This window comes from Arthrobacter sp. QXT-31, assembly GCF_001969265.1.
In the GTDB taxonomy this organism is placed as follows: domain Bacteria; phylum Actinomycetota; class Actinomycetes; order Actinomycetales; family Micrococcaceae; genus Arthrobacter.
Genome location: NZ_CP019304.1, coordinates 1,827,136 through 1,846,988, shown reverse-complemented (window position 1 = coordinate 1,846,988; position 19,853 = coordinate 1,827,136). Strand labels below are relative to the sequence as shown.

General features: G+C 67.1%; 17 protein-coding genes. 13 read left to right on the top strand and 4 right to left on the bottom strand.

The genetic code is table 11. The features are described 5' to 3' along the window. Positions 1–29 precede the first annotated feature (29 nt). The 6 genes from BWQ92_RS08355 to BWQ92_RS08330 all read left to right on the top strand — a co-directional run bounded on the left by BWQ92_RS08355 (position 30) and on the right by BWQ92_RS08330 (position 5,615). Positions 30–1,505, top strand: coding sequence for a four-carbon acid sugar kinase family protein (locus BWQ92_RS08355; protein ID WP_076799101.1), 1,476 nt, complete (start codon positions 30–32; stop codon positions 1,503–1,505). Between the two features lie 10 nt (positions 1,506–1,515). Beyond that, complete coding sequence (locus BWQ92_RS08350; protein ID WP_076799100.1) at positions 1,516–2,424, top strand: NAD(P)-dependent oxidoreductase; 909 nt, start codon at positions 1,516–1,518, stop codon at positions 2,422–2,424. Beyond that, entirely contained in the window at positions 2,424–3,293 is an 870-nt protein-coding gene (locus BWQ92_RS08345; RefSeq protein WP_076799099.1) for a class II fructose-bisphosphate aldolase, read from the top strand. Before BWQ92_RS08350 ends, BWQ92_RS08345 begins: the two co-directional genes overlap by 1 nt. An 89-nt stretch (positions 3,294–3,382) precedes the next feature. After that, positions 3,383–4,696, top strand: a complete 1,314-nt coding sequence (locus BWQ92_RS08340) for an acyltransferase family protein (RefSeq protein WP_076799098.1) — start codon at positions 3,383–3,385, stop codon at positions 4,694–4,696. After that, positions 4,693–5,046 (top strand): GNAT family N-acetyltransferase, encoded by a 354-nt coding sequence (locus BWQ92_RS08335; protein WP_076799097.1) that lies wholly within the window; start codon positions 4,693–4,695, stop codon positions 5,044–5,046. Before BWQ92_RS08340 ends, BWQ92_RS08335 begins: the two co-directional genes overlap by 4 nt. A gap of 212 nt (positions 5,047–5,258) precedes the next feature. Then, positions 5,259–5,615 carry a hypothetical protein gene (locus BWQ92_RS08330; RefSeq protein ID WP_076799096.1) on the top strand — a complete coding sequence of 119 codons (357 nt, stop codon included), beginning with the start codon at positions 5,259–5,261 and terminating at the stop codon, positions 5,613–5,615. Between the two features lie 10 nt (positions 5,616–5,625). On the opposite strand, the gene BWQ92_RS08325 is transcribed toward BWQ92_RS08330, so the two are convergent. Beyond that, positions 5,626–6,120, bottom strand: a complete 495-nt coding sequence (locus tag BWQ92_RS08325) for a hypothetical protein (RefSeq protein WP_076799095.1) — start codon at positions 6,118–6,120, stop codon at positions 5,626–5,628. A 516-nt stretch (positions 6,121–6,636) separates the two neighbouring features. Here BWQ92_RS08325 and BWQ92_RS08320 point away from each other — a divergent pair. Genes BWQ92_RS08320 through BWQ92_RS08300 form a run of 5 tightly spaced genes read left to right on the top strand, consistent with a single transcriptional unit; the run spans position 6,637 to position 12,848 of the window. Then, entirely contained in the window at positions 6,637–8,190 is a 1,554-nt protein-coding gene (locus BWQ92_RS08320; protein ID WP_076803602.1) for a pyridoxal phosphate-dependent decarboxylase family protein, read from the top strand. Next, on the top strand, positions 8,187–9,599 hold the full coding sequence (locus tag BWQ92_RS08315) for a lysine N(6)-hydroxylase/L-ornithine N(5)-oxygenase family protein (protein ID WP_076799094.1): 1,413 nt from the start codon (positions 8,187–8,189) through the stop codon (positions 9,597–9,599). Before BWQ92_RS08320 ends, BWQ92_RS08315 begins: the two co-directional genes overlap by 4 nt. Continuing rightward, on the top strand, positions 9,596–10,159 hold the full coding sequence (locus tag BWQ92_RS08310; RefSeq protein ID WP_076799093.1) for a GNAT family N-acetyltransferase: 564 nt from the start codon (positions 9,596–9,598) through the stop codon (positions 10,157–10,159). The genes BWQ92_RS08315 and BWQ92_RS08310 overlap by 4 nt, the downstream gene beginning before the upstream one ends. Beyond that, positions 10,156–11,985 (top strand): IucA/IucC family protein, encoded by a 1,830-nt coding sequence (locus BWQ92_RS08305; protein WP_076799092.1) that lies wholly within the window; start codon positions 10,156–10,158, stop codon positions 11,983–11,985. The genes BWQ92_RS08310 and BWQ92_RS08305 overlap by 4 nt, the downstream gene beginning before the upstream one ends. 59 nt (positions 11,986–12,044) lie before the next feature. Further along, a complete protein-coding gene (locus BWQ92_RS08300; protein ID WP_076799091.1) occupies positions 12,045–12,848 on the top strand; it encodes an SDR family NAD(P)-dependent oxidoreductase in 804 nt (267 codons plus the stop codon). On the opposite strand, the gene BWQ92_RS08295 is transcribed toward BWQ92_RS08300, so the two are convergent. Together BWQ92_RS08295 and BWQ92_RS08290 are read right to left on the bottom strand one after the other, a co-directional pair. After that, positions 12,787–13,887 (bottom strand): FUSC family protein, encoded by a 1,101-nt coding sequence (locus BWQ92_RS08295; RefSeq protein WP_076803601.1) that lies wholly within the window; start codon positions 13,885–13,887, stop codon positions 12,787–12,789. The two genes, BWQ92_RS08300 and BWQ92_RS08295, sit on opposite strands and share 62 nt — an antisense overlap. Before the next feature lie 202 nt (positions 13,888–14,089). Beyond that, positions 14,090–15,688: an MFS transporter gene (locus tag BWQ92_RS08290; protein WP_076799090.1), complete on the bottom strand. Its 1,599-nt coding sequence runs from the start codon at positions 15,686–15,688 to the stop codon at positions 14,090–14,092. A gap of 428 nt (positions 15,689–16,116) precedes the next feature. Between BWQ92_RS08290 and BWQ92_RS08285 the strand changes: the two genes are divergently transcribed. Then, positions 16,117–16,623, top strand: a complete 507-nt coding sequence (locus BWQ92_RS08285) for a DUF2231 domain-containing protein (protein WP_076803600.1) — start codon at positions 16,117–16,119, stop codon at positions 16,621–16,623. Positions 16,624–16,905: 282 nt separating this feature from the next. Next, positions 16,906–17,166 carry a hypothetical protein gene (locus tag BWQ92_RS08280; protein WP_076799089.1) on the top strand — a complete coding sequence of 87 codons (261 nt, stop codon included), beginning with the start codon at positions 16,906–16,908 and terminating at the stop codon, positions 17,164–17,166. Positions 17,167–17,242: 76 nt separating this feature from the next. Here the strand turns inward: BWQ92_RS08280 and BWQ92_RS08275 are convergent, their stop codons facing one another. Beyond that, a complete protein-coding gene (locus BWQ92_RS08275) occupies positions 17,243–19,822 on the bottom strand; it encodes an ATP-dependent DNA ligase (protein ID WP_076799088.1) in 2,580 nt (859 codons plus the stop codon). Positions 19,823–19,853: the final 31 nt, after the last annotated feature.

The following is a 19,853-nucleotide window of genomic DNA, read 5'->3' as shown; positions in this document are numbered from 1 at the left end:
TAGACAGATCCGACACAACGGAGTGCACAGTGCCCCTCGAATCCGATGTTCTGGCCGCCTTCCCCGCCGAACTCCAGATCCCTGCCCGGCAGGTCGCCGACGCTGTGGCCGCCACCGCCGCCACGTCACCGCGCGTTCTGGTGGTGCTCGACGACGACCCCACCGGCACGCAGTCCGTTGCAGACCTGCCCGTGCTCACCCGCTGGGAAGTTGCGGACTTCCAGTGGGCTCTCCATCAGGGTAAGCCCGCCGTCTACGTGCTGACCAACACCCGCAGCCTTGACCCGGGAGAAGCGGCTGCACGCAATGAGGAGGTAGTCCGCAACGCCCTCGCCGCGGCCCGTGACGGCCAAGGGGAGGTCCGGCTCGGCTTTGTGAGCCGCAGCGATTCGACCCTGCGCGGACACTTTCCCCTGGAACCGGATGTCATCGCAGCCACCGTGGCGGCGGAAAGCGGCGAGGCGACCGACGGCGTCGTCATGGTTCCTGCCTTCCCCGACGCCGGCCGCATCACCATCGGCGGCGTGCACTACACCCGCGGACCGGAGGCCGGCGGACTGACCCCGGTGGCCGAGACCGAGTTCGCCAAGGACGCCACCTTCGGCTTCGCCAACTCCGAGATGGCCAAGTATGTGGAAGAGAAGTCCCAGGGCCGCTTCGCCGCCGAGTCCGTCATTGTGCTGGACCTGAACATCATCCGCGCCGGCTCCGCCACCGGGCAGCCCGAGGTGTCTGCCAAGGCGATCGCTGACGCGATTGAACCGGCCACGGCGTCCACCCCCATCGTGGTGGACATCGTCACCGAAAACGACATGCGCGCCCTGGCCCTGGGACTCGAAGAGGCCGAGCGCCGCGGCAAGAAGCTGCTGTACCGGGTGGGCCCGCCGTTCATGCGCGCCCGGATCGGCCAGGACATCAGGCCTGAACTCAGTGGCGAGGAAGCCTACGCGGGCAACACCCCGTCCGAGGCCGGCGGCCTGATCGTCGTCGGCTCCCACGTGGGCGTGACCACCCGGCAGCTCAAGGTGCTCACGGACCGGCACAGCAGTGCCCGCATCGTGGAGATCGACGTCGAGAAGCTCCTCGGCGAGGAGGCACCCGCCTACCTCGACCAGACGGTGGACACCGTCGTCGAAGCGCTGCGCAGCGGCGACGTTATCGTCCACACCAGCCGCCTGCTCATCAAAACCGATGACCCGGCCGAAAGCCTGCGGATCGCGCGGACCGTGTCCGCCGCCGTCGTCGCCGTGGTGAACCGGACGCTGAAGACCTTCCCGCCGCGGTTCGTCATCGCCAAGGGCGGCATCACGTCCTCGGATGTTGCCGCTCACGGGCTGGAGATCCGGCACGCCATTGTCCGCGGGCCCATGCTGCCCGGCATCGTGAGCCTGTGGGAGCCCGTCGACGGCCCGGCGAAGGGGATTCCGTACATCGTTTTCGCCGGCAACGTCGGTGACGATGAGTCACTCGCCCAGGTCACCAGCAAGCTCAGCAACACTTTCTAGAAGGAACACCATGACCTCGAATTACACAGTCACCGTCCTCGGCCTGGGCGCCATGGGCCTGCCCATGGCATCCCGCCTCGCCAGCCAGCTGACCGTCCACGGGTTCGACATCGCCGAGCCGCGCCTGCGCCTCGCCGAAGAGGCCGGCGTGAAGACCTTCGCTTCCGCCCGGGACGCCGCCCAGGACACCGACGCCCTGCTGCTGGCGGTCCGCAACAGCGAACAGCTGGATGACGTCCTGTTCGGCGCGAACGGCGTGGCCTGGGTACTGAAGCCCGGCGCCGTCGTCATCCTGACCAGCACGGTGGGCACGGAAGCCATCCCGTCCACCGTGGCCCGCCTGGCGGAGTTCGGCGTCGGACTCGTGGATGCCCCGCTGTCCGGCGGCCCGAAGCGTGCAGGCGAAGGCGACCTGCTGATCGTCGTCGGAGCCGAGCCAGCAGCGCTGGAATCGGCGCGTCCGGTCCTGGAGCTGCTCGCCTCCACACTGACCGTGGTCGGCGACAAGCCCGGTGACGGGCAGGCGCTGAAGACCGTCAACCAGCTGCTGTGCGGTATCCACATCGCGGCGGCCGCCGAGGCCATGGCGCTGGCCGACGCCCTCGGCCTGGACCAGGCCAAGACCCTGGCCGCCCTCGAAGCCGGGGCCGCGGGCTCCTTCATGCTGTCCAACCGCGGACCCCGCATCCTGGAGGCCTACTCCGAGGAGGGCGCGGAAGTGCTCAGCCGGCTGGACATCTTCGTCAAGGACATGGGCATCGTGGGCAAGGCGACCCGCAGTGCAGGGCTGGCGACCCCCGTTGCCGCCGCCGCCGAGCAGCTGTACCTGCTGGGCCAGGCCCACGGGCTGGCCGCCGCGGACGACTCCGCCGTCATCAAGGTGGTTGCCCCCACCAAGCGCACCACCGGGGAGGGCTGATGCGGGCACAACTCGATGAGCTGGTGGTCGGCGCCCTCAAGCAGGGGTCGGCCGTCCCGGCGTTCACGTGCTACGACTTCACCACGGCCCTGGCAGTCGTGAGCGCCGCGGAGGAAGCACAGCGCGGCGTCATCCTCCTGGTGGCGCCCAAGACTGCCGCCACGGCTAATGGCCTGCGGCTCATCTCGGCCCTCCGGGGACTGGCCGACACCGCCTCCGTGCCGGTCTCCGTGCAGCTGGACCACGCCACCGACATAGACGTCATCACCGCTGCCGTCGCGGCCGGGGCGGACTCTGTCCTTGCGGACGGTTCGGCTCTTCCGTACGAAGAAAACATCGCCCTGGTGTGTGCTGTACGGGCCGCGCTCGAGGCTGAAGGGCATGCCGGCGTGGTCCTGGAGGCTGAGCTCGGCGGCCTGGCGGGCGACGAGGACAAGGCGTTCGGGGCCGAAGGGGAGGCCGCCGGGAACGAGGTTGCCGGCCTCACCGACTCCGCCCAGGTGGAGGACTTCGTGGCGCGGACAGGGGCGCAGCTGCTCGCGGTGGCCGTGGGCAACGTGCACGGGAAGTACAAGGGGGAGCCCCGGCTGCGCTGGGACGTCCTGCAGGACATCGCCGTGCGGACCCACATCCCGCTGGTGCTCCATGGTGCGTCCGGCATCCCGGCCGACGAGCTGGCCAAGGCCCCGGCCATGAACGTGGGCAAGGTCAACTTCAACACGGAGCTCCGCACCGGCGTCCTTGCCACCCTCGAGGAACAGCTTCCCGGGTACAGGGCCGACGGCGAGAACCTGCAGGGGCTGCTGGCGCAATGGAATGCCGCCGCGAAGGACTTCGGCACCAGCACGCTGGCAATCCTCAGCCGCTGACCCGGAAAACTCCATCCCGCCATAGACGGGCCAGCAGGAGCACAATGGAAAACACAACGACGTAAGCGAGTTCCATTGGTGGGGGCGCCATGAAGAATTCCTTGGAGCCCGGGACCGGGCGGGACGTGACCGTGCCCGCCCGCGACCTGGCCATCGATCTGGCACGCTTTATCTGCCTTGCCCTCGTGGTAGTGGGGCACTGCATGATGACCAGCCCGGTGCTGCACCCCGACGGCACCGTGACCACCGAAAACACCCTGGCCGAGCAGGACTGGTTCGAGCCGGTCATCTGGGTCTTCATGGTGATGCCGCTGTTCTTCGTAGCCGGAGGCATCACCGGGGCGCAGTCCTGGCGGCGCATGCAGGCCCGTGGTGGCAACGGCTTTGAGTTCGTCCAGTCCCGCCTGCTGCGCCTGGTGCGCCCGGCGACGGCCCTGCTGGCGGTGATGTTCGTTGGCCTCTGGGGTGCTTTGCTGGCCGGTGTGGATCCGCAGGTGGTGCAGCTGCTGGCCAGCGGGGCGGGCATGCCGCTGTGGTTCCTTGCGGCCTACCTGGCGGCCCAGCTGAACATCCCGTTCCTGGTCCGGCTGCACCAGCGTGCCCCGTGGCTGACGCTCCTGGGGCTGGTGGCGCTGGTGGTGACCGTGGACTGCTTCCGCGGCGCTTTCCCGACGCTCGCCTACATCAACATGGTGTTCGTGTGGTGCGCCGTGCAGCAGCTCGGGTTCCTTGTAGCGGATGGCTGGCTGGACCGCTGGAGCAGGTCGCAGCTTGTGGGGCTGGCGGCGGCCAGCAACCTGCTGATGCTCGTCCTGGTGATGCTGGGCCTGTACCGCGACAACATGCTGGTGAACCTGAATCCGCCCAACCTCAGCCTGTTCCTGCTGGGCATCTCGCAGGCTGCGGTGCTGCAGCTGTCCCGTGCCCTGCTGACCGCCATCGCCGCCGTGCGCTGGATCCGTGCGGTGGTGGCCGTTGCGGGCCGCCATGCGATGACCGTTTATCTCTGGCATCTGCCGCTGCTGGCAGCCATGGCCGGGTTCCTTTTGCTGACCGACTTCCCCAAACCCGCCTCGGGCACCGCGGAATGGTGGTGGTCGCGCCCGCTCGTTTTCCTCGGGGTGGTCCTGCTCCTGCTGCCCGCGGTGCTCGTGTTCGGGCGGTTGGAGGAACGGCCGACGCCGGCCATGCACTCACGGGGCCGGGCACCGGCCGCCGTGGTGACCGCCGCCGTCGTCGTTTTTGTTCCGGTGGCTGACGCCGCCCTCAACGGCCTGACGCTGGGACTCCTGGGCAGCGGCGCCGCCTGCTTCGCCCTGGCCGTGCTGTTGCTGGGACGTGTTCCCGCGCGCGGCACCCGGCCATTGCCAGCACAGCCTTTAAGTGCCAATGTCGAACCATGACGGAGAACACGGCAGCCACCGAGGACCATTTCACCCCGGACGTCACCACGTTCCGGAACGATGCGCTCCACCGCTACGAACTGCACGTGGGCGGGAAGCTGGCGGTGGAAGTCAGGTTCGTGGACAAGCCCGGGCACGTGGATTTCATCCACACGCAGACGGCTGAGCAGTTCCAGGGCCAGGGGCTGGCCAAGGTGCTCGTCCACTTTGCCCTCGATGACGTTGTGGCGTCAGGAAAGCGGATCATTCCGCATTGCCCCTTTACCGCCCGGTATCTGCGCAAACACGAGGTGTACACGCAGTGCATCGACTGGCCTGAGGCGGCCGCCCCTAAGCTTCTGGGCACCTGACGGACGCTTCCGCACGGCGCGCGGGTCCCGCGGAACTTGTGACCGGGGGGACATTTCCGTACGATCGGGCAGGGCTAAGCAGTTGGCCTTCGGACTCTCATTTTTGGGGACCTCTTGAATCAAAAACTGCGTGCGCCGGTGCGGATGGAGTATCCCCTGCGCGCTACTCCAGACTTCCGCGAGCACTGCTTTGGACCGGCCGGAGGCGGGCGATGACCGGCGCGGCGGTGAACGGCGAAGCCATCCGTGACGACATCGTGGCCGGTGAGATGTCCGACGAGGAACTGTGCCGCCTCCTGGACGGATCGCTGAACGTGGCAGTGGATCCGGCCGCAACCCTTGCGGCCATGCCGGACGCCCCGCTGGCGCGCCTGGCGGACGGGCTCTTCCGGCACCTGGACACGCCCAGCCCTGTCATTGGTGCCCGCTTCTGGTTCCTTCAGGTGACCGACGAACTTCGGCGGCGCCGCCTCGCTGGAGCCGGACCGGACGACGGATCCCCGGAAGGGTCCGCGCCGGAGGCGCAGCCCGGCGCCGACCCCTTGGCAAGCGAGGTCTCCGCCGGGTAGAACCGGACGATTACGACGGCGGGAGCTGCTTCGCGCGCTTCCGTTGCCATTGCGCTGCGTGCCAGAAAACCAGGCCGAGCAATCCCACGAGCCCGGCGAAAAGGATCTGGGGCGCGAATGTAATCCACATGTAGCTCACGGGCATGATCTGTGGCTCGGTGTTTGAGTTCAGTGATTCCTGCGCGAGCGTGAACACGGCGAAGGGCGACACCAGCAGGACCGCCACGAACACCCAGAGCGCTGCGATGAAGGGGTTTACCCCCAGGCCGCTCCGCTGCCCCGGGTCCGCCTCCTCGTAGGGGGCCGGCTGTCCCGGCACGGGACCCGGCGGCCCGGTGCCTGTCTGTCCGGGGCCTGGCTGCCCGGTGCTTGCCTGCCCAAAACCTGTGCGCCCGGAACCTGCCTGGCCAAAGCCTCCGGCAGGCGCCACCCGCCCGTAGCCGGTGGTGTTCCCCTGCGCATCCACTTCCCGAAAATTCAACGGATCATGCTCATTGCCTGACATGTCCCCCTGCTTCCTGCTGCAGCCGGCGCCTCTCGACAGATAGCGCCGTGCCAGAAGTCGCTATGCCGGAAATCACTGTGCAGAAACTCTACCCCGGCCGCCCCCCGCTGTCGCGGGTGGACATTATGTGACTTTCCGCCTCCTCACGAAAGTCAATGACTACGAGTGACGCAGAAAAAACCCCGCCGTTTCGCGGGTTTTCGGAATTACATCATAAAAGTTTGACTAAAAGGCGCACCTAAGTAAGGTTTACCTTGCTTGGCGCCAGTGGCTGGTGCCGGTCTCACATCACGCCGACAAAAGGACGACCCAATGACGCTGCTGCCCGACGTGGAGGAACCACGCGTGGACTTCGATGATGGAACGGGAACCTGCGCCCCCAAACGACCCAGCCAACAGCCATTCAGCCAGCAGGCAGTTAGCCAACAGCCAGCGAGCCAGCAGCCATCCGGCCGTTCGGCCGCCCAGGCACCTGCCCAGGCACCCGTCCAGGAACCTCTCCAGGAGCCCGCCGGCATGGACTTCGGGTCGGGCGTGGAACTGGCCCTCGCCGCCAGCAACCAGCTGTTCAATGCACGGAACGCCCCGCGCTACGTGGCCCAGGTGCTGCAGGGCGTCAACACGGTGGCCACCAAGCTTGAGCGCACCTCCCAGCCGTTCACCGGTGTCAGCCCCGCGGAGATGAAGCGCCGCGTGGCCGCTGTTGACCTGGAGCAGCCACTGCCGGACACCGCTGCCGCCCTCGAGGAACTGCAGCACACGTACCTGCGCGACGCCGTGTACTTCCACGATGCCAAGTACGCCGCACACCTGAACTGCCCGGTGGTCATCCCGGCGCTGGTGGGGGAAGCGGTGCTCTCGGCAGTGAACTCATCCATGGACACGTGGGACCAGAGCGCGGGCGCCACCATGATCGAGCGCCGCCTCATCGACTGGACCGCCGGGCGGCTCGGGCTGGGCGACGAGGCGGACGGCGTGTTCACCTCCGGCGGCAGCCAGTCCAACCTGCAGGCCCTGCTCATCGCGCGCAACCACGCGGTGGCGCAGCTCCGCCAGGACCCGGCCAACGAGGGGAAGCGCCTGCCGCTGCTGCTGGAGAAGCTGCGGATCTTCACCTCCGTGGACAGCCACTTCAGCATCCAGAAGTCGGCCTCCATGCTGGGGCTCGGGTTCGACGCGGTCGTGTCCATCGACTGCGCGGCGGACCACCGGATGGATCCGGCGGCCCTGGCCAGCGCCCTGGCCACGGCCTCCAAGGAAGGCCTGGTTCCGATGGCGGTGGTGGCTACGGCAGGCACCACGGACTTCGGCGCGGTGGATCCGCTGGCTGACCTGGCTGCCCTGGCCGGAGCCTACGGAGCTTGGTTCCATGTCGATGCGGCCTACGGCGGCGGGCTCATGGTCTCCAACCGCCACCGCCACCTCCTGGACGGCATCCGGCTGGCGGACTCCGTCACCGTTGACTTCCACAAGACCTTCTTCCAGCCCGTCAGCTCCAGTGCGCTGCTGGTGCGCGAGGGCGCAATGCTGCGCCACGTCACCTACTACGCCGACTACCTGAACCCCGAGACCGCCGCGCGGGCCGAGATCCCCAACCAGGTGGACAAGAGCATCCAGACCACCCGCCGGTTCGACGCCCTCAAGCTGTGGCTGACGCTCCGGATCATGGGCGCCGATGCTGTGGGCGCGCTCCTCGACGAGGCGATCGACCTGGCAGCCCGGGTGGGCTCCGTTCTTGCAGCGGACAACGACTTTGAACTCGCGGCCGAGCCCCAGCTGAGCACGCTGGTTTTCCGGTACCGGCCGGTCCTGGAAGATGGCACACGGCTTCCGGAGGACGCTGCCGACGAGCTGAACCCGGCCATCCGCGCCGCTGTGTTCGCATCCGGGCAGGCTGTGGTGGCCGGCACCAAGGTCGCGGGCCGGCACTACCTGAAATTCACGCTCCTCAACGCCGAGGCAACGCTTGAGGACATCCTCGAGATCGTCAGCCTCCTTCGAAGCACCGGCGAAACCCTGCTCGCCGGTTCAGCTACCGGTTACACAGCACGCACGGAGGCACACGCATGAGCACCCCAAACTTCAGCACCCCAAGCTTCAGGGCTTCAGACACAGGCCGCGTCTACGACTTCGCCGGCATCGGCGTCGGGCCTTTCAACCTGGGCCTCGCCGCGCTGAGCGAACCGGTCGAAGGGCTGGACGGCGTGTTCCTCGAGCGCCGCGAATCCTTCGACTGGCATCCCGGCATGATGCTGGAGCCCGCGCATCTGCAGGTACCGTTCATGGCGGACCTCGTGACCCTGGCGGACCCGACGTCGCCGTACTCGTTCCTGAACTTCCTCAAGCAGACCGGGCGGCTCTACCGGTTCTACATCCGCGAAAATTTCTATCCGCTGCGCGCCGAATACAACCAGTACTGCCAGTGGGTTGCCGGCCAGCTGCCGTCGGTCCGGTTTGGCACTGACGTCACCGAAGTAACGTTCGACGACGGCGTGTACACGCTTTCGGTGAACGGCCCGGCCGGGCCTGAGGTGCTTCGTGCTCGCCGGCTGGTGCTTGGCACCGGCACAGCGCCTTACGTTCCGGACGCCTGCCGCGGGATTCTGGCAGCCGGCGGAACTGTCCTCCACAATGCGGACTACCTGGCCCGGAAAAGCGAACTCCAGCAGCGGCGCAGCATCACCATCGTGGGCAGCGGCCAGAGCGCGGCGGAGATCTACTACGAACTGCTCCAGGACATCGACACGCACGGATACCAGCTCAACTGGGTCACGCGCTCGGGCAGGTTCTTCCCGCTCGAGTACACCAAGCTCACGCTGGAAATGACATCGCCTGAGTACGTCGACTATTTCCACGGCCTTCCGCAGGAGCGGCGCGACTCGCTCATCAGGAGCCAGAAGAACCTTTACAAGGGAATCAACTCGGATCTCATCGACGCGATCTACGACCTGCTGTACACCAAGAGCCTCTCCGGAATCGTGGACACCCGGCTGCTCACCCATTCAACGGTGACCGGAGCCGCCTGGAACGCCTCCACCGGGTCCCACACGCTGGAACTGTCGCACGGCGAGCAGGAGTCGGACTATTCGCTGGAGACGGAAGCGGTGGTTCTCGCCACCGGTTACGCCTACCGCGAGCCGGCATTTCTGGGCGGCGTGCAGGAGCGCATTGCCCGGGACGGCGCCGGCAGGTTCGCCGTGCAGCGCAACTACAGCACCGGCGTCGAGCCCGGCGAGATCTTCGTCCAGAATGCCGAACTCCACACCCACGGCTTCGTCACGCCGGACCTCGGCATGGCCGCCTACCGGAACTCGTGCATCCTCCGGGAAATCCTGGGCCGCGAGGTCTATCCGGTGGAGCGCAGCATCGCCTTCCAGGAGTTCGGCGCACCCGGTGCGGTTCCCGGCGCCGCAGCACAGGCTGCCGCGCCGGCTGGTCTGTCCGCCGGAGCAGCCGCGCAGATGGGAGTGCCCGCATGAGCTTTACGTTCCGCTGCTTCGATCCGCAGGAGGATGCACAGCTCCTCCACGGCTGGGTCACCCGCCCGTACGCCTCGTTCTGGGGGATGCTGAACGCGACGGTCGAGGACGTCACCGAGGAGTATGCCAAGATCCAGTCCAGCGGGCACCACCATGCGCTGCTGGGAATGGACGACGGCGTGCCGGCCTTCCTGATGGAGGAGTACCTGCCGGCTTCCTCGCCGCTCAATGCCGTCTACGCCGTCCAGCCCGGCGATATCGGCATGCACCTGCTGGTGGCTCCGCCGCAGGGGACACCGCGCAACGGGTTCACCGCCGATGTCATGGAATCGGTCCTGGACCGGCTCTTCCAAAAGCCCGGCGTGGACCGCGTGGTGGTGGAGCCCGACGCCCGCAACACCAAGATCCATGTCCTCAACGCCCGGCTGGGCTTTGAGCCCGCCGGCGAGGTGACCCTGCCGGACAAGCAGGCCCTCCTGAGTTTCTGCACGCGGGAGTCGTTCGAGTCCGCCCGCGCAGCCCGTTCTTCAACCCCCATTCATCAGGGAGCAGCACTGTGACCACCGTTGAACTTGAATCCGTCCTGGCCGCAGGCAACGCGGCAGACCACCTCTCGCCCGAACGCTGGGCTGTTGCCAACCGGCACCTGGTCCGCAAGGCGCTCGCCGAGTTCTCGCACGAGCGGATCCTTGTTCCGGAACCGCTCGGGAACAGCACATACCGGGTCCGCAGCGACGACGGCACCGCCGAATACCGTTTCGCCGCCCGGATCCTGCAGCTGGACCACTGGTCCGTGGATGCAGACTCCATCACCTGCAGCAGGGACGGGCAGGTCGCGCCGGTGGATGCGCTGCGGTTCGTCACCGAGTTCTCCGGCACCCTCGGCATCCGGGAGGAGATGCTTCCCGTCTACCTCGAGGAGATCAGCAGCACGCTCTCCAGCCACGCGTTCAAGCAGTGGATGGGCCAGCCGTCGTCGGCGGAGCTGGTGGCCGGCGTTACCGGGGGAGCGGATGCCGCCACGGATTTCCAGGCGATCGAACGCAGCATGACCGAGGGGCACCCGTGCTTTGTGGCCAACAACGGCCGGCTGGGCTTCGGAATCGCCGACTACCGTGCCTTTGCCCCTGAGGCAGGCGCTCCGGTGCAGCTGGAGTGGATCGCGGTGCACCGCAGCAAGGCGGTCTTCACCTCCAGCGCCGGGCTGGACTACGCCGGGCACTTTGAAGCCGAACTCGGGGCCGCCACCGTGGCCGTCTTCGACGCCGAACTCGCTGCCCTTGGCCTCGACCCGGCCCAGTATTTCCTGATGCCGGTGCATCCGTGGCAGTGGGAGAACAAGCTGACGGTCACGTTCGCCGCCGAGATCGCCCAGCGGCACATCGTCCGCCTCGGCACCGGGGCCGACAGCTACCAGGCGCAGCAGTCCATCCGCACGTTCTTCAACACCACGGCACCGGACAAGACCTACGTGAAGACAGCCATGTCCGTCCTGAACATGGGGTTTATGCGCGGGCTATCGCCGCAGTACATGAAGGCAACGCCGGCCATCAATGACTGGCTCCAGGACCTCATTGCCGGTGACAAAACGCTGCAGGGCCGGGGCCTTGCCATGATCCGCGAAGTGGCCGCGATCGGTTACCACAACAGCTACTACGAGGCGGCCTCCGCGAAGGGGTCGCCGTACCGGAAGATGCTGTCCGCGCTGTGGCGCGAGAGCCCGCTCCCGCTGCTCGAGGACGGCCAGCAGCTGGCCACCATGGCCTCGCTCCTTCATGTGGACGCCGCGGGCAGGCCCATGGTGTCGGCGCTGATTGAGCGGTCCGGGCTGGAGCCGGCGGCGTGGCTGCGGCAGTACTTCGAGGCGTACCTCGTGCCGCTGGTGCACTGCCTGTACCGGTACGAGCTGGCGTTCATGCCGCACGGCGAGAACGTGATCCTGGTCCTTGAGGACGGCGTGCCGGTCCGGGCCATCATGAAGGACATCGCCGAGGAGATAGTGGTGATGGGGGACAGGCTCGACCTGCCCGAGGACGTGTCCCGGATCAAGGCGGACATTCCCGACGGCGATAAAGTCCTGTCCATCTTCACCGACGTGTTCGACTGCATCTTCCGCTTCCTTGCAGCCCTCCTCGAGGAAGACGGCGTGCTGAGCGGCGAGGAGTTTTGGCGCACTGCGGCCGAAGCCGTTCGCGACTACCAGGCCGGGCATCCGGAGCTCGCGGACCAGTTTGCCCGCCACGATCTGTTCGCCCCGGACTTCGAGCTGTCCTGCCTGAACCGGCTGCAGCTGCGCAACAACCAGCAGATGCTCGACCTGGCTGACCCGTCCGGCGGCCTCCAGAAGGCAGGCAGGCTCACCAATCCGCTGGCCACATTCGCCTGATTTCGGGGCGGGGCAACTTCACCGGCCACTTCGCAGGCCCGGGCAGCTAGGCTGTGGGCATGACCCCGAACACCGCCAGACCCACAGCCCTCGTCACCGGTGCCACAGCGGGACTGGGCGCCGAATTTGCCCGCCAGCTGGCCGAACAGGGCAACAACCTGGTGCTCGTTGCCCGCGACACGGCCCGGCTGCAGGCCACGGCGGACGAGCTGCAGCGGCGGTACGGAACCACGGCTGAGGTGCTGACCGCGGACCTGACCGATGACGGCGGCGTGGCCGCCGTCGTCGGACGCCTGTCCGACCCGTCACGGCCGGTGGACATGCTGGTGAACAATGCCGGCATCGGGCTGCTGCACAACTTCGATGAGAACCCGATCGATGATGAGCGCAAGCACCTGAAGCTGCATGTGCAGACGGCGATGGAGCTCTGCCACGCCGCCCTGCAGGGCATGCTGGAGCGGGGCTCCGGCCGGATCGTCAACGTGGCCAGTGTGGCGGCCTTCCTTCCCCGCGGCTCCTACTCCGCGGCGAAGGCGTGGCTGGTCAGCTTCAGCCGCTGGGCGAACCTCGCGTACTCGCCCCGGGGTGTGAAGGTCACCGCGGTCTGCCCCGGGTTTGTCCATACCGAGTTCCATGACCGGATGGGGATGGACAAGTCAGTGGCACCGGGTTGGACGTGGCTGCGGCCAGGGCGCGTGGTCCGTGAAGCGCTGGCGGACAATGAGCGCGGGAAGGCCGTCTCGATCCCCACCAAGCGCTACAAGATCGTGGCCGCCGTCGCCCGGCTGGTGCCGGACAGGTTCATTGCCGGGCCGCCGCGCCGCCCGCAGGAGCCGGGCCTCGGTTCCGGCGCCAGCGGATAAAGCGCGAGCGGATAAGCACCACCACGAGAATTCCGACGCCGGCCCCCACCACGGTTTCGACGGCGCGTTCGGTGATCAGCACCTGCGGGTCGTCCGGCGCCGCCAGCTGGGTCATCAGCAGGATCACCGGCGTGAACGAGACCATCGCCAGCCCGTAGTGCCGGGTCATGAACAGCTCGGTGGTGAACTGGAAGACGATCACCAGCAGCGCCAGCACCGCGGCCTCCGCCCCCGGGAAAAAGCGCAGCGGGGCCCAGGGCCCGGGAAGCAGTACGACGGCGACCACCACCAGCCCGAGGAACGTCCCCATGATCCTGTGGATCCCGCGGTGGACGCTGCTGGGCAGGTCCGCGCCGGCGAGCGGAACCGCCGCTGCCGCCATCGCCCAGTGCGGGTGGCCGCTTCCGGACAGGACGCCGATGGCACCGGCGGCACCGACGGCCAGCACATGGCGCGAAGCGTGGATGGCCGCCCGGCGGCGCAGGGCTCCGCGCAGGCTGGCCGAGGGCCGCGCCGCGCCGGGTTTCCATGCCCTGCCGCGGACCCAGCCACCGAATCCCACGAGGATTGAGAAGGCCGCGGAGCCGACCGCGATGAGCAGGGCAGCGTACCAGGGCACGGCGACGGGCACGGATGCGCAGGCACCCAGCGCGAGGATTCCGAAGAAGGGGCCGTTGGGCCGGAGATGGACCTTGTCCGAGTAGAGGGAACCCACGCCGGCCAGGAGGGCTTCAATGCCGACCAGCCACCACGAGTGCAGGCCGTTGACCGACAGCACCACGCCCACTGTCACGCCCGATAGCAGCACGAGCGCTGCCTGAAGCTGGTGTTTGAGCCGGAGCTGGTGGGGCTCATTGCGGCCGTACATGCCGGTAAGCGCCCCGAACACGGCGTAAATGGTGAGGTCCGGCCGGCAGAGGAGCAGCAGGACGAGGGAAGGAACGGCCACGCTGATGGCCACGCGCCATGCCGAGAGGTGGTCGTTGCTGGCGGGGCCGAGGCTGTGCAGCTGCCGCAGGTGGTGCACTACAGACTGCACCGGCACGACCTCCTTCACCCTACGAAGGTAGCACCGCCGCGAAGATCCCGCCGCGGGCTGGGTCACATATGGCCCTCAACCCGCCGCGGGTGAACCCGGCGGCATGACGCCGCCACGGAAGGGCAGAGTGAAGGCCCGCCCTGCCTGCTCCCTTTGGGGAGCAAAGCGGGACGGGCCTTTAACCCGGACGCGGGGACCGACGTCAGGTGCCGGCGGGCACCTTGTTCAGTTCGTCGTCGAGCTCTTTATGCAGTTCATCAACGGTCTCGAACGGCAGTTCGTCGAGGTCGATCAGCGGGTTCTCATCCTGGGTGGCCACCAATTCACGGGCCTCCGCCTGGGTGTCCACGCTGGGCATGGAGCCGGGCAGCGGTCGCTGGGCGGATTCCTTCAGGAAGTAGATGGCCACGGCACCAACAGCCGAGGTGGCCATCAGGTAGTAGGCAGGCATCATGTCGTTGCCGGTGGCGTTGATGAGGGCAGCCACGATGAACGGCGTGGTGCCGCCGAAGATCGCGACGGCGAAGTTGTAGGCGATGCCCATGGCGCCGTAGCGGCTGGCCGTGGGGAACTGGGCCGGCAGCGCCGACGCCAGGTTCGCAACGTAGAAGGCCACGGGGAAGGCGATCAGGGACAGCCCGGCCAGGGTAGACCAGACGGTGCCAATACCGATCAGCATGAACGCCGGGGCAGCCAGGACCACGGTGCTCACCGCGCCGATCCACAGCACCGGGCGGCGGCCAATACGGTCGGAGAGCTTGCCGGTCAGCGGAATGCAGAGGCTCATGACGACGAGCACCGGAATGGTGAGCAGCGTGCCGTGGACGGGGTCGTACCCCTTGGACTCGGTGAGGTACGTCGGCATGTAGGACGTCAGTGCGTAACCGGCAGTGTTGGCCGCAGCCACCAGGATCATGGCCACGATGATGGAGCGCCAGTAGGCCTTGACGATGCCCACGGGGCCCTTTGCTGCAGCCTCATCACCTGCGGCAGCGTCCTTGGCGAGTTCCTCCTGGGCGTCCAGGGTGGCCTGGAACTGGGGGGACTCCTCGATCTTGTTCCGGAAGTAGATTGCGATAAGGCCCAGCGGACCGGCGATCAGGAACGGCAGGCGCCAGCCCCAGTCCTCCATGGCGGCCTGGCCGAGCGTCAGCTGCAGCACGGACACCAGTGCGGCGCCCAGGGCGAAGCCGAGGTAGCTGCCCATGTCCAGGAAGCTGGCGAAGAAGCCGCGGCGCTTGTCGGGCGAGTATTCGCTGACGAAGGTGGTGGCACCGGCATATTCGCCGCCGGTGGAGAAGCCCTGCACGAGCTTGAGCACAACCAGGAGTGCCGCTGCCCACATGCCGATCTGCGCGTAGCCGGGCAGCAGGCCGACGGCGAAGGTGCTTGCCGCCATCAGCATCAGTGTGGCCGCGAGGACCTTTTGGCGGCCAATCTTGTCACCAAGCCAGCCGAACACGACGCCACCGAGGGGGCGGGCGATGAAGGTGGCAGCGAAGGTGCCCAGGAGGAACAGCGTCTGGACGGTCTTGTCGGCCTCCGGGAGGAACACCGGACCCATGGTGGTGATCAGGTAGCCGAACACACCGACGTCGTACCACTCCATGGTGTTGCCCACGATTGTGCCGCCGAGGGCTTTTTTGAGCATGGGCTGGTCAACGACGTTTACGTCGGATTCCTTGAGCCGGCGCCGCGCGAGCAGCTTGGGTTTCTTCGCACCGTGGGGTGCGGACTGATTGGTTCCGCTGGCGTTCCTGGCGCCTGATGGAGAGTCGGTCGTGCTTCGGTCTGTGGGCATTTGGGCAACTCCTGTGGAGGTCATTTGCTTGCGACTTTTAGCTGCCCCGCTCCGGGCAGGCCTTCAATTTTACGGGATTTTCATGGTCTTCCAGAGTTTGGTGCCGTATGATCGCCCGGTTTAGGGGGTCCCACGGGACCCAACGCGGGATTTCTTTTGGCCGTTCCGGCCCCGGGATTCCGCGGATTTTCGGCAGCCGCGGCGATCGTTATCAAAACTTTTTCCGGAGCAGCGCTTTCGGGGCCGGTTTCCGGAGGATTCCAGCCATGTCGGACGGGCACTGGCCGGCCTCACGCCAGGAGAATCGGGCCCCCATTCTGGAGCGGTTGAACCGTTCAACAGCCGTGCTCGTCTGATTGGGTAGCGCAATGTTTCCAGGCCGTTCATATTTTCCAGACAGTTCACATTTCCAGACAGGGGTGTTCGCCATGGACTACGAGGTCAGCGGTCTGCCGATGCATGTGTTGCTCGTCCACGCCACGGTGGTCTTCGTTCCGCTGGCCGCCCTGTGCACGCTGCTGAGCCTGCTCTGGCCCGCTGCCCGGAGGCGGCTGGGGATCGTGACGCCGCTGATTGCCCTGCTGGCGCTCGTCCTGGTGCCCATCACCACCGCGGCCGGGTCGTGGCTGCTGGACCGCGTAGATTCCACTCCGCAGATCAACGCCCACATGCAGCTTGGCGGGACCCTGCTGCCCTGGGTGGTGGGTGTGTTCCTCGTGGCCCTGGCCGAGTGGCTGTGGTTCCGCTACGGCGGAACGCAGGGGGAGGGGATGAGGCGGCGCATGGGTGCCGTCGGTTCGCGCATCGCGGGGATTGCCGCCGTCGTGGTTGCCCTGGTGGTCTGCGGGGGTGCCGTTGCCACTGTGGTGCTCGTTGGGGAATCAGGGTCCAGGGCGGTATGGGAAGGATCCTTCCGGACCGGCGCCGACGACTGAGAATTCTCTTCCCGGGCGGCGTGATTCTGCCTAAGGTGGATCCATGGGAACACTGATCTTTGAGTAATGGACGCGCCATGGCGGCCCGAGTGACGGCTCCGCTTTTGGCCGCAGTGCCCGGCGTTCACCGCCGCAAACAACTCCGCCTGAACAGGATCCTGCCTCCGCAGTGCTTTTCGCCGGGGCGGGCTTCTTCGCTGGAGCAGGGATTCGCTCCCGGCGAGGGCGGAATCACGGATCCAATATGGGGAACACTTCATTTCATCGCGGAAGGAAGAACAAATGGCCGACTCCTATAAAGGAAGCAGCATCAGCCCGGATGTCGCTGCGCATCTGGCGGAATCGATGGAAAGGGCGCCGCTGCCCACTCCCGAGACCTTGGCCGTGACCTCGGCCATGGGCGGGGGCAGGCAATGGCCGGACGGCAACGGCAAGCGCCGCCACCCGAAGGAACACGGAGCAAGCCCCGGCCGCGTGGGACAGGGTGCTGCCGTGACGGCCATCCACCGGACCAGCCGCCCGCAAATGCCGCACTCGTCCTGATCCTGCTGCAATCCGAAACAGCCCGGTGACACCTGATATTCGGGTGTCACCGGGCTGTTTCCATGTCCCGCATGGTTCATAGGCCCTGGGACTCCACCACAACCTCCGCCGGTTCCTTGTCCAGCCGCCAGCCGCGCCATACAGGGTGGCGGAGCTTGCCGCTCCCGGTCCACTCACCGAAAGTCACCTCGCCCACCAGGTCGGGCTTGACCCAGCGGGCGTCTGCCGCGTCTGCCGAGGGGACGTCATCGAAGGGCCGCGTCTTTTGGGCCAGCCCCTCCAGCCTTTTCCGCAACTCCTCCAGTTCACGCATGCTGAAGCCGCTTCCCACACGGCCCACATACCGCAGAGTCTTGCCCTCCGGAATGCCCACAAGGAGGTATCCCACGGTGTTGGACCGGTCGCCCTTGCCGGGCCGCCAGCCGCCCACCACCACTTCCTGTGTCTGTTCGATCTTGAGCTTGATCCATGTGTGGGTCCGCTGCCCGCTCACATAGCGGCTGTCCGCCCGCTTGGCCATCACGCCTTCCAAGCCCAGTTCCCGGGCGCTTTCCAGGATGTGTTCCACCCGGTCGTCCAGGGTCTCCGACAGTTCCACCGGGCACTCGCCGGGTTCGAAGAAGTCAGCCAGCCGCTCCCGCCGCTTCCTCAGGGGCAGCTTGCGAAGGTCATCGCCGCCGTCGGCCAGGAGGTCGAAGAGCATCATCCGCACCGGGATGGTGGCACGCGCCCGCTTCACGTCGCCCGGCCTGGTCAGCTTCATTCTTCCCTGCAGGAGCCCGAAGTCCGGCCGGCCGGACGGCCCGACGGCGATGATCTCACCGTCAGCGATGAAGTCCTGCGGCGGCCAGCAGCTCCGGTCCGTGAATTCCGGATAGCTGGCCGACATGTCGTTGCCATTGCGGCTCAGGAGCCTGATCCGGTCGCCGTCCGCCACCACGAGCGCGCGGATCCCGTCCCACTTGAGTTCGAAGAGCCACTCGCTGCCGTGCAGATCCGCCAGGGTGCCTGCCGAGGCGAGCATGGGGGCCGGGTCCTCCTGAAGGGCGCTGACACCTCTTGGGGCCGCGGCCGGAGCCGCCTGAGCGGGCGCGGAGCGGGTGTGCGCGGCAGCGCGGGCCGGGCCCGCCGGTCCCTTGGTGCCGACCTGCTTTTTCCGTACGCCGGTGACCCTGTCCATCAGATGGATGAGCCACTGGGATTCCTCGCCCTGCCCCTTCCCCGTATGGATCAGGGCGAACTTCCTGGTGCCGCCCAGCCCGCCGCCCTCCTGGCCGGTCAGTGTGGCTATGACTTCCTTTCCGTTCACCCACTTTTCGAGCTCGTAGACGCCCTTGTCCCAGATGCTCACGCTGCCCGCCCCGTATTCGCCCTTGGGGATGTCACCCTCAAAGTCGGCGTAGTCCATGGGGTGGTCTTCGGTCTGTACGGCCAAGTGGTTCTTGTCCGCTGACTCGGGCACCCCCTTGGGCAGGGCCCAGGAGACCAGAACCCCCTCGTGCTCCAGCCGGAAGTCGTAATGCAGCCGGCTGGCGTGATGCTCCTGGATTACGAAGATCTCCTTGCCCGCCTGCGCGGAGGCGCCGTTGGCTTTCGCCGCGTGGTGTTCTTCGGCGGTGAACGGCTCGGGCGTTTTTCCTTGGTCGCGCAGGGACCGGTACTTGTTCAGCCGGGGATCGGCATGGCCTCCCCCGCGCGGACCGTCGGCAGCAGTGTGGGCGGGCCTGGTGTGGACGGGGCTGGGGTGGGCTGGGCTGGGATGGCCGGTGACCGCACTGATCGGCGCGAAGGGGTCCTTGCCGGCCGCCACCCGGCGCATGACCTCCTCGTAGTCCAGGTGCTTCAGCGACGGCGAACCCAGCTCCCGCCAGGTCCGCGGCGCCGCCACCGTGGGGTGCAGCCGCCCGCGGAGCGAGTACGGAACGATCGTGGTCTTCGCTGCGTTGTTCTGGCTCCAGTCGACCAGGACCTTCCCCGTCCGAAGGGCCTTCTTCATGTCGCTGACGGCAATGTCGGGATGGTCGGCCTCCAGTGCGCGGGCCAGTTCCCGCGCGAAGGCGGAAACCTCATCCGAGCTCTGCGTCCCCTTGAGGACTGCATACAGGTGGATGCCCTTGCTGCCGCTGGTGACCGGAACGGGGTCAAGCCCCACGTCCTGCAGGATGGTCCGCGCCAGTTTGGCCACCTCCACGCATTCGGGCAGGCCCGCGCCTTCCCCGGGATCGAGGTCCAGGACCAGCCGGTCGGGCGGCAAAGAACGTCCGTGGGAGTCCACCGTCCACTGCGGCACGTGGATCTCCAGCGAGGCGATCTGCGCCAGCCAGGTGAGGGTGGCCGGATCATTAAGCAGCGGATAGTAGTTGGTGTTGGTCTTGTGCGTGATGGCGGCACGGGGCACCCAGCCGGGCGCCGATTCGTCCAGGTTCTTCTGGAAGAACACCTCGCCCGGGTTGTCCTCAGTTCCTACTCCGTGCACCCATCGCTTGCGGGTCACCGGGCGGTTTCTGGCAGCGGGAATGAGAACCGGGGCCACCGCAGCGTAGTAGGCGATGACGTCCGCCTTGGTGGTGCCGGTGGCGGGATACATTATCTTGTCGAGGTTGGTCAGGGTCAGTTCGCGGCCACCGACCCTTACGCGTTCCTTACCGCCGGCCATGGGGCTTCACCTCCGGCGCTGTGTGCTGTTG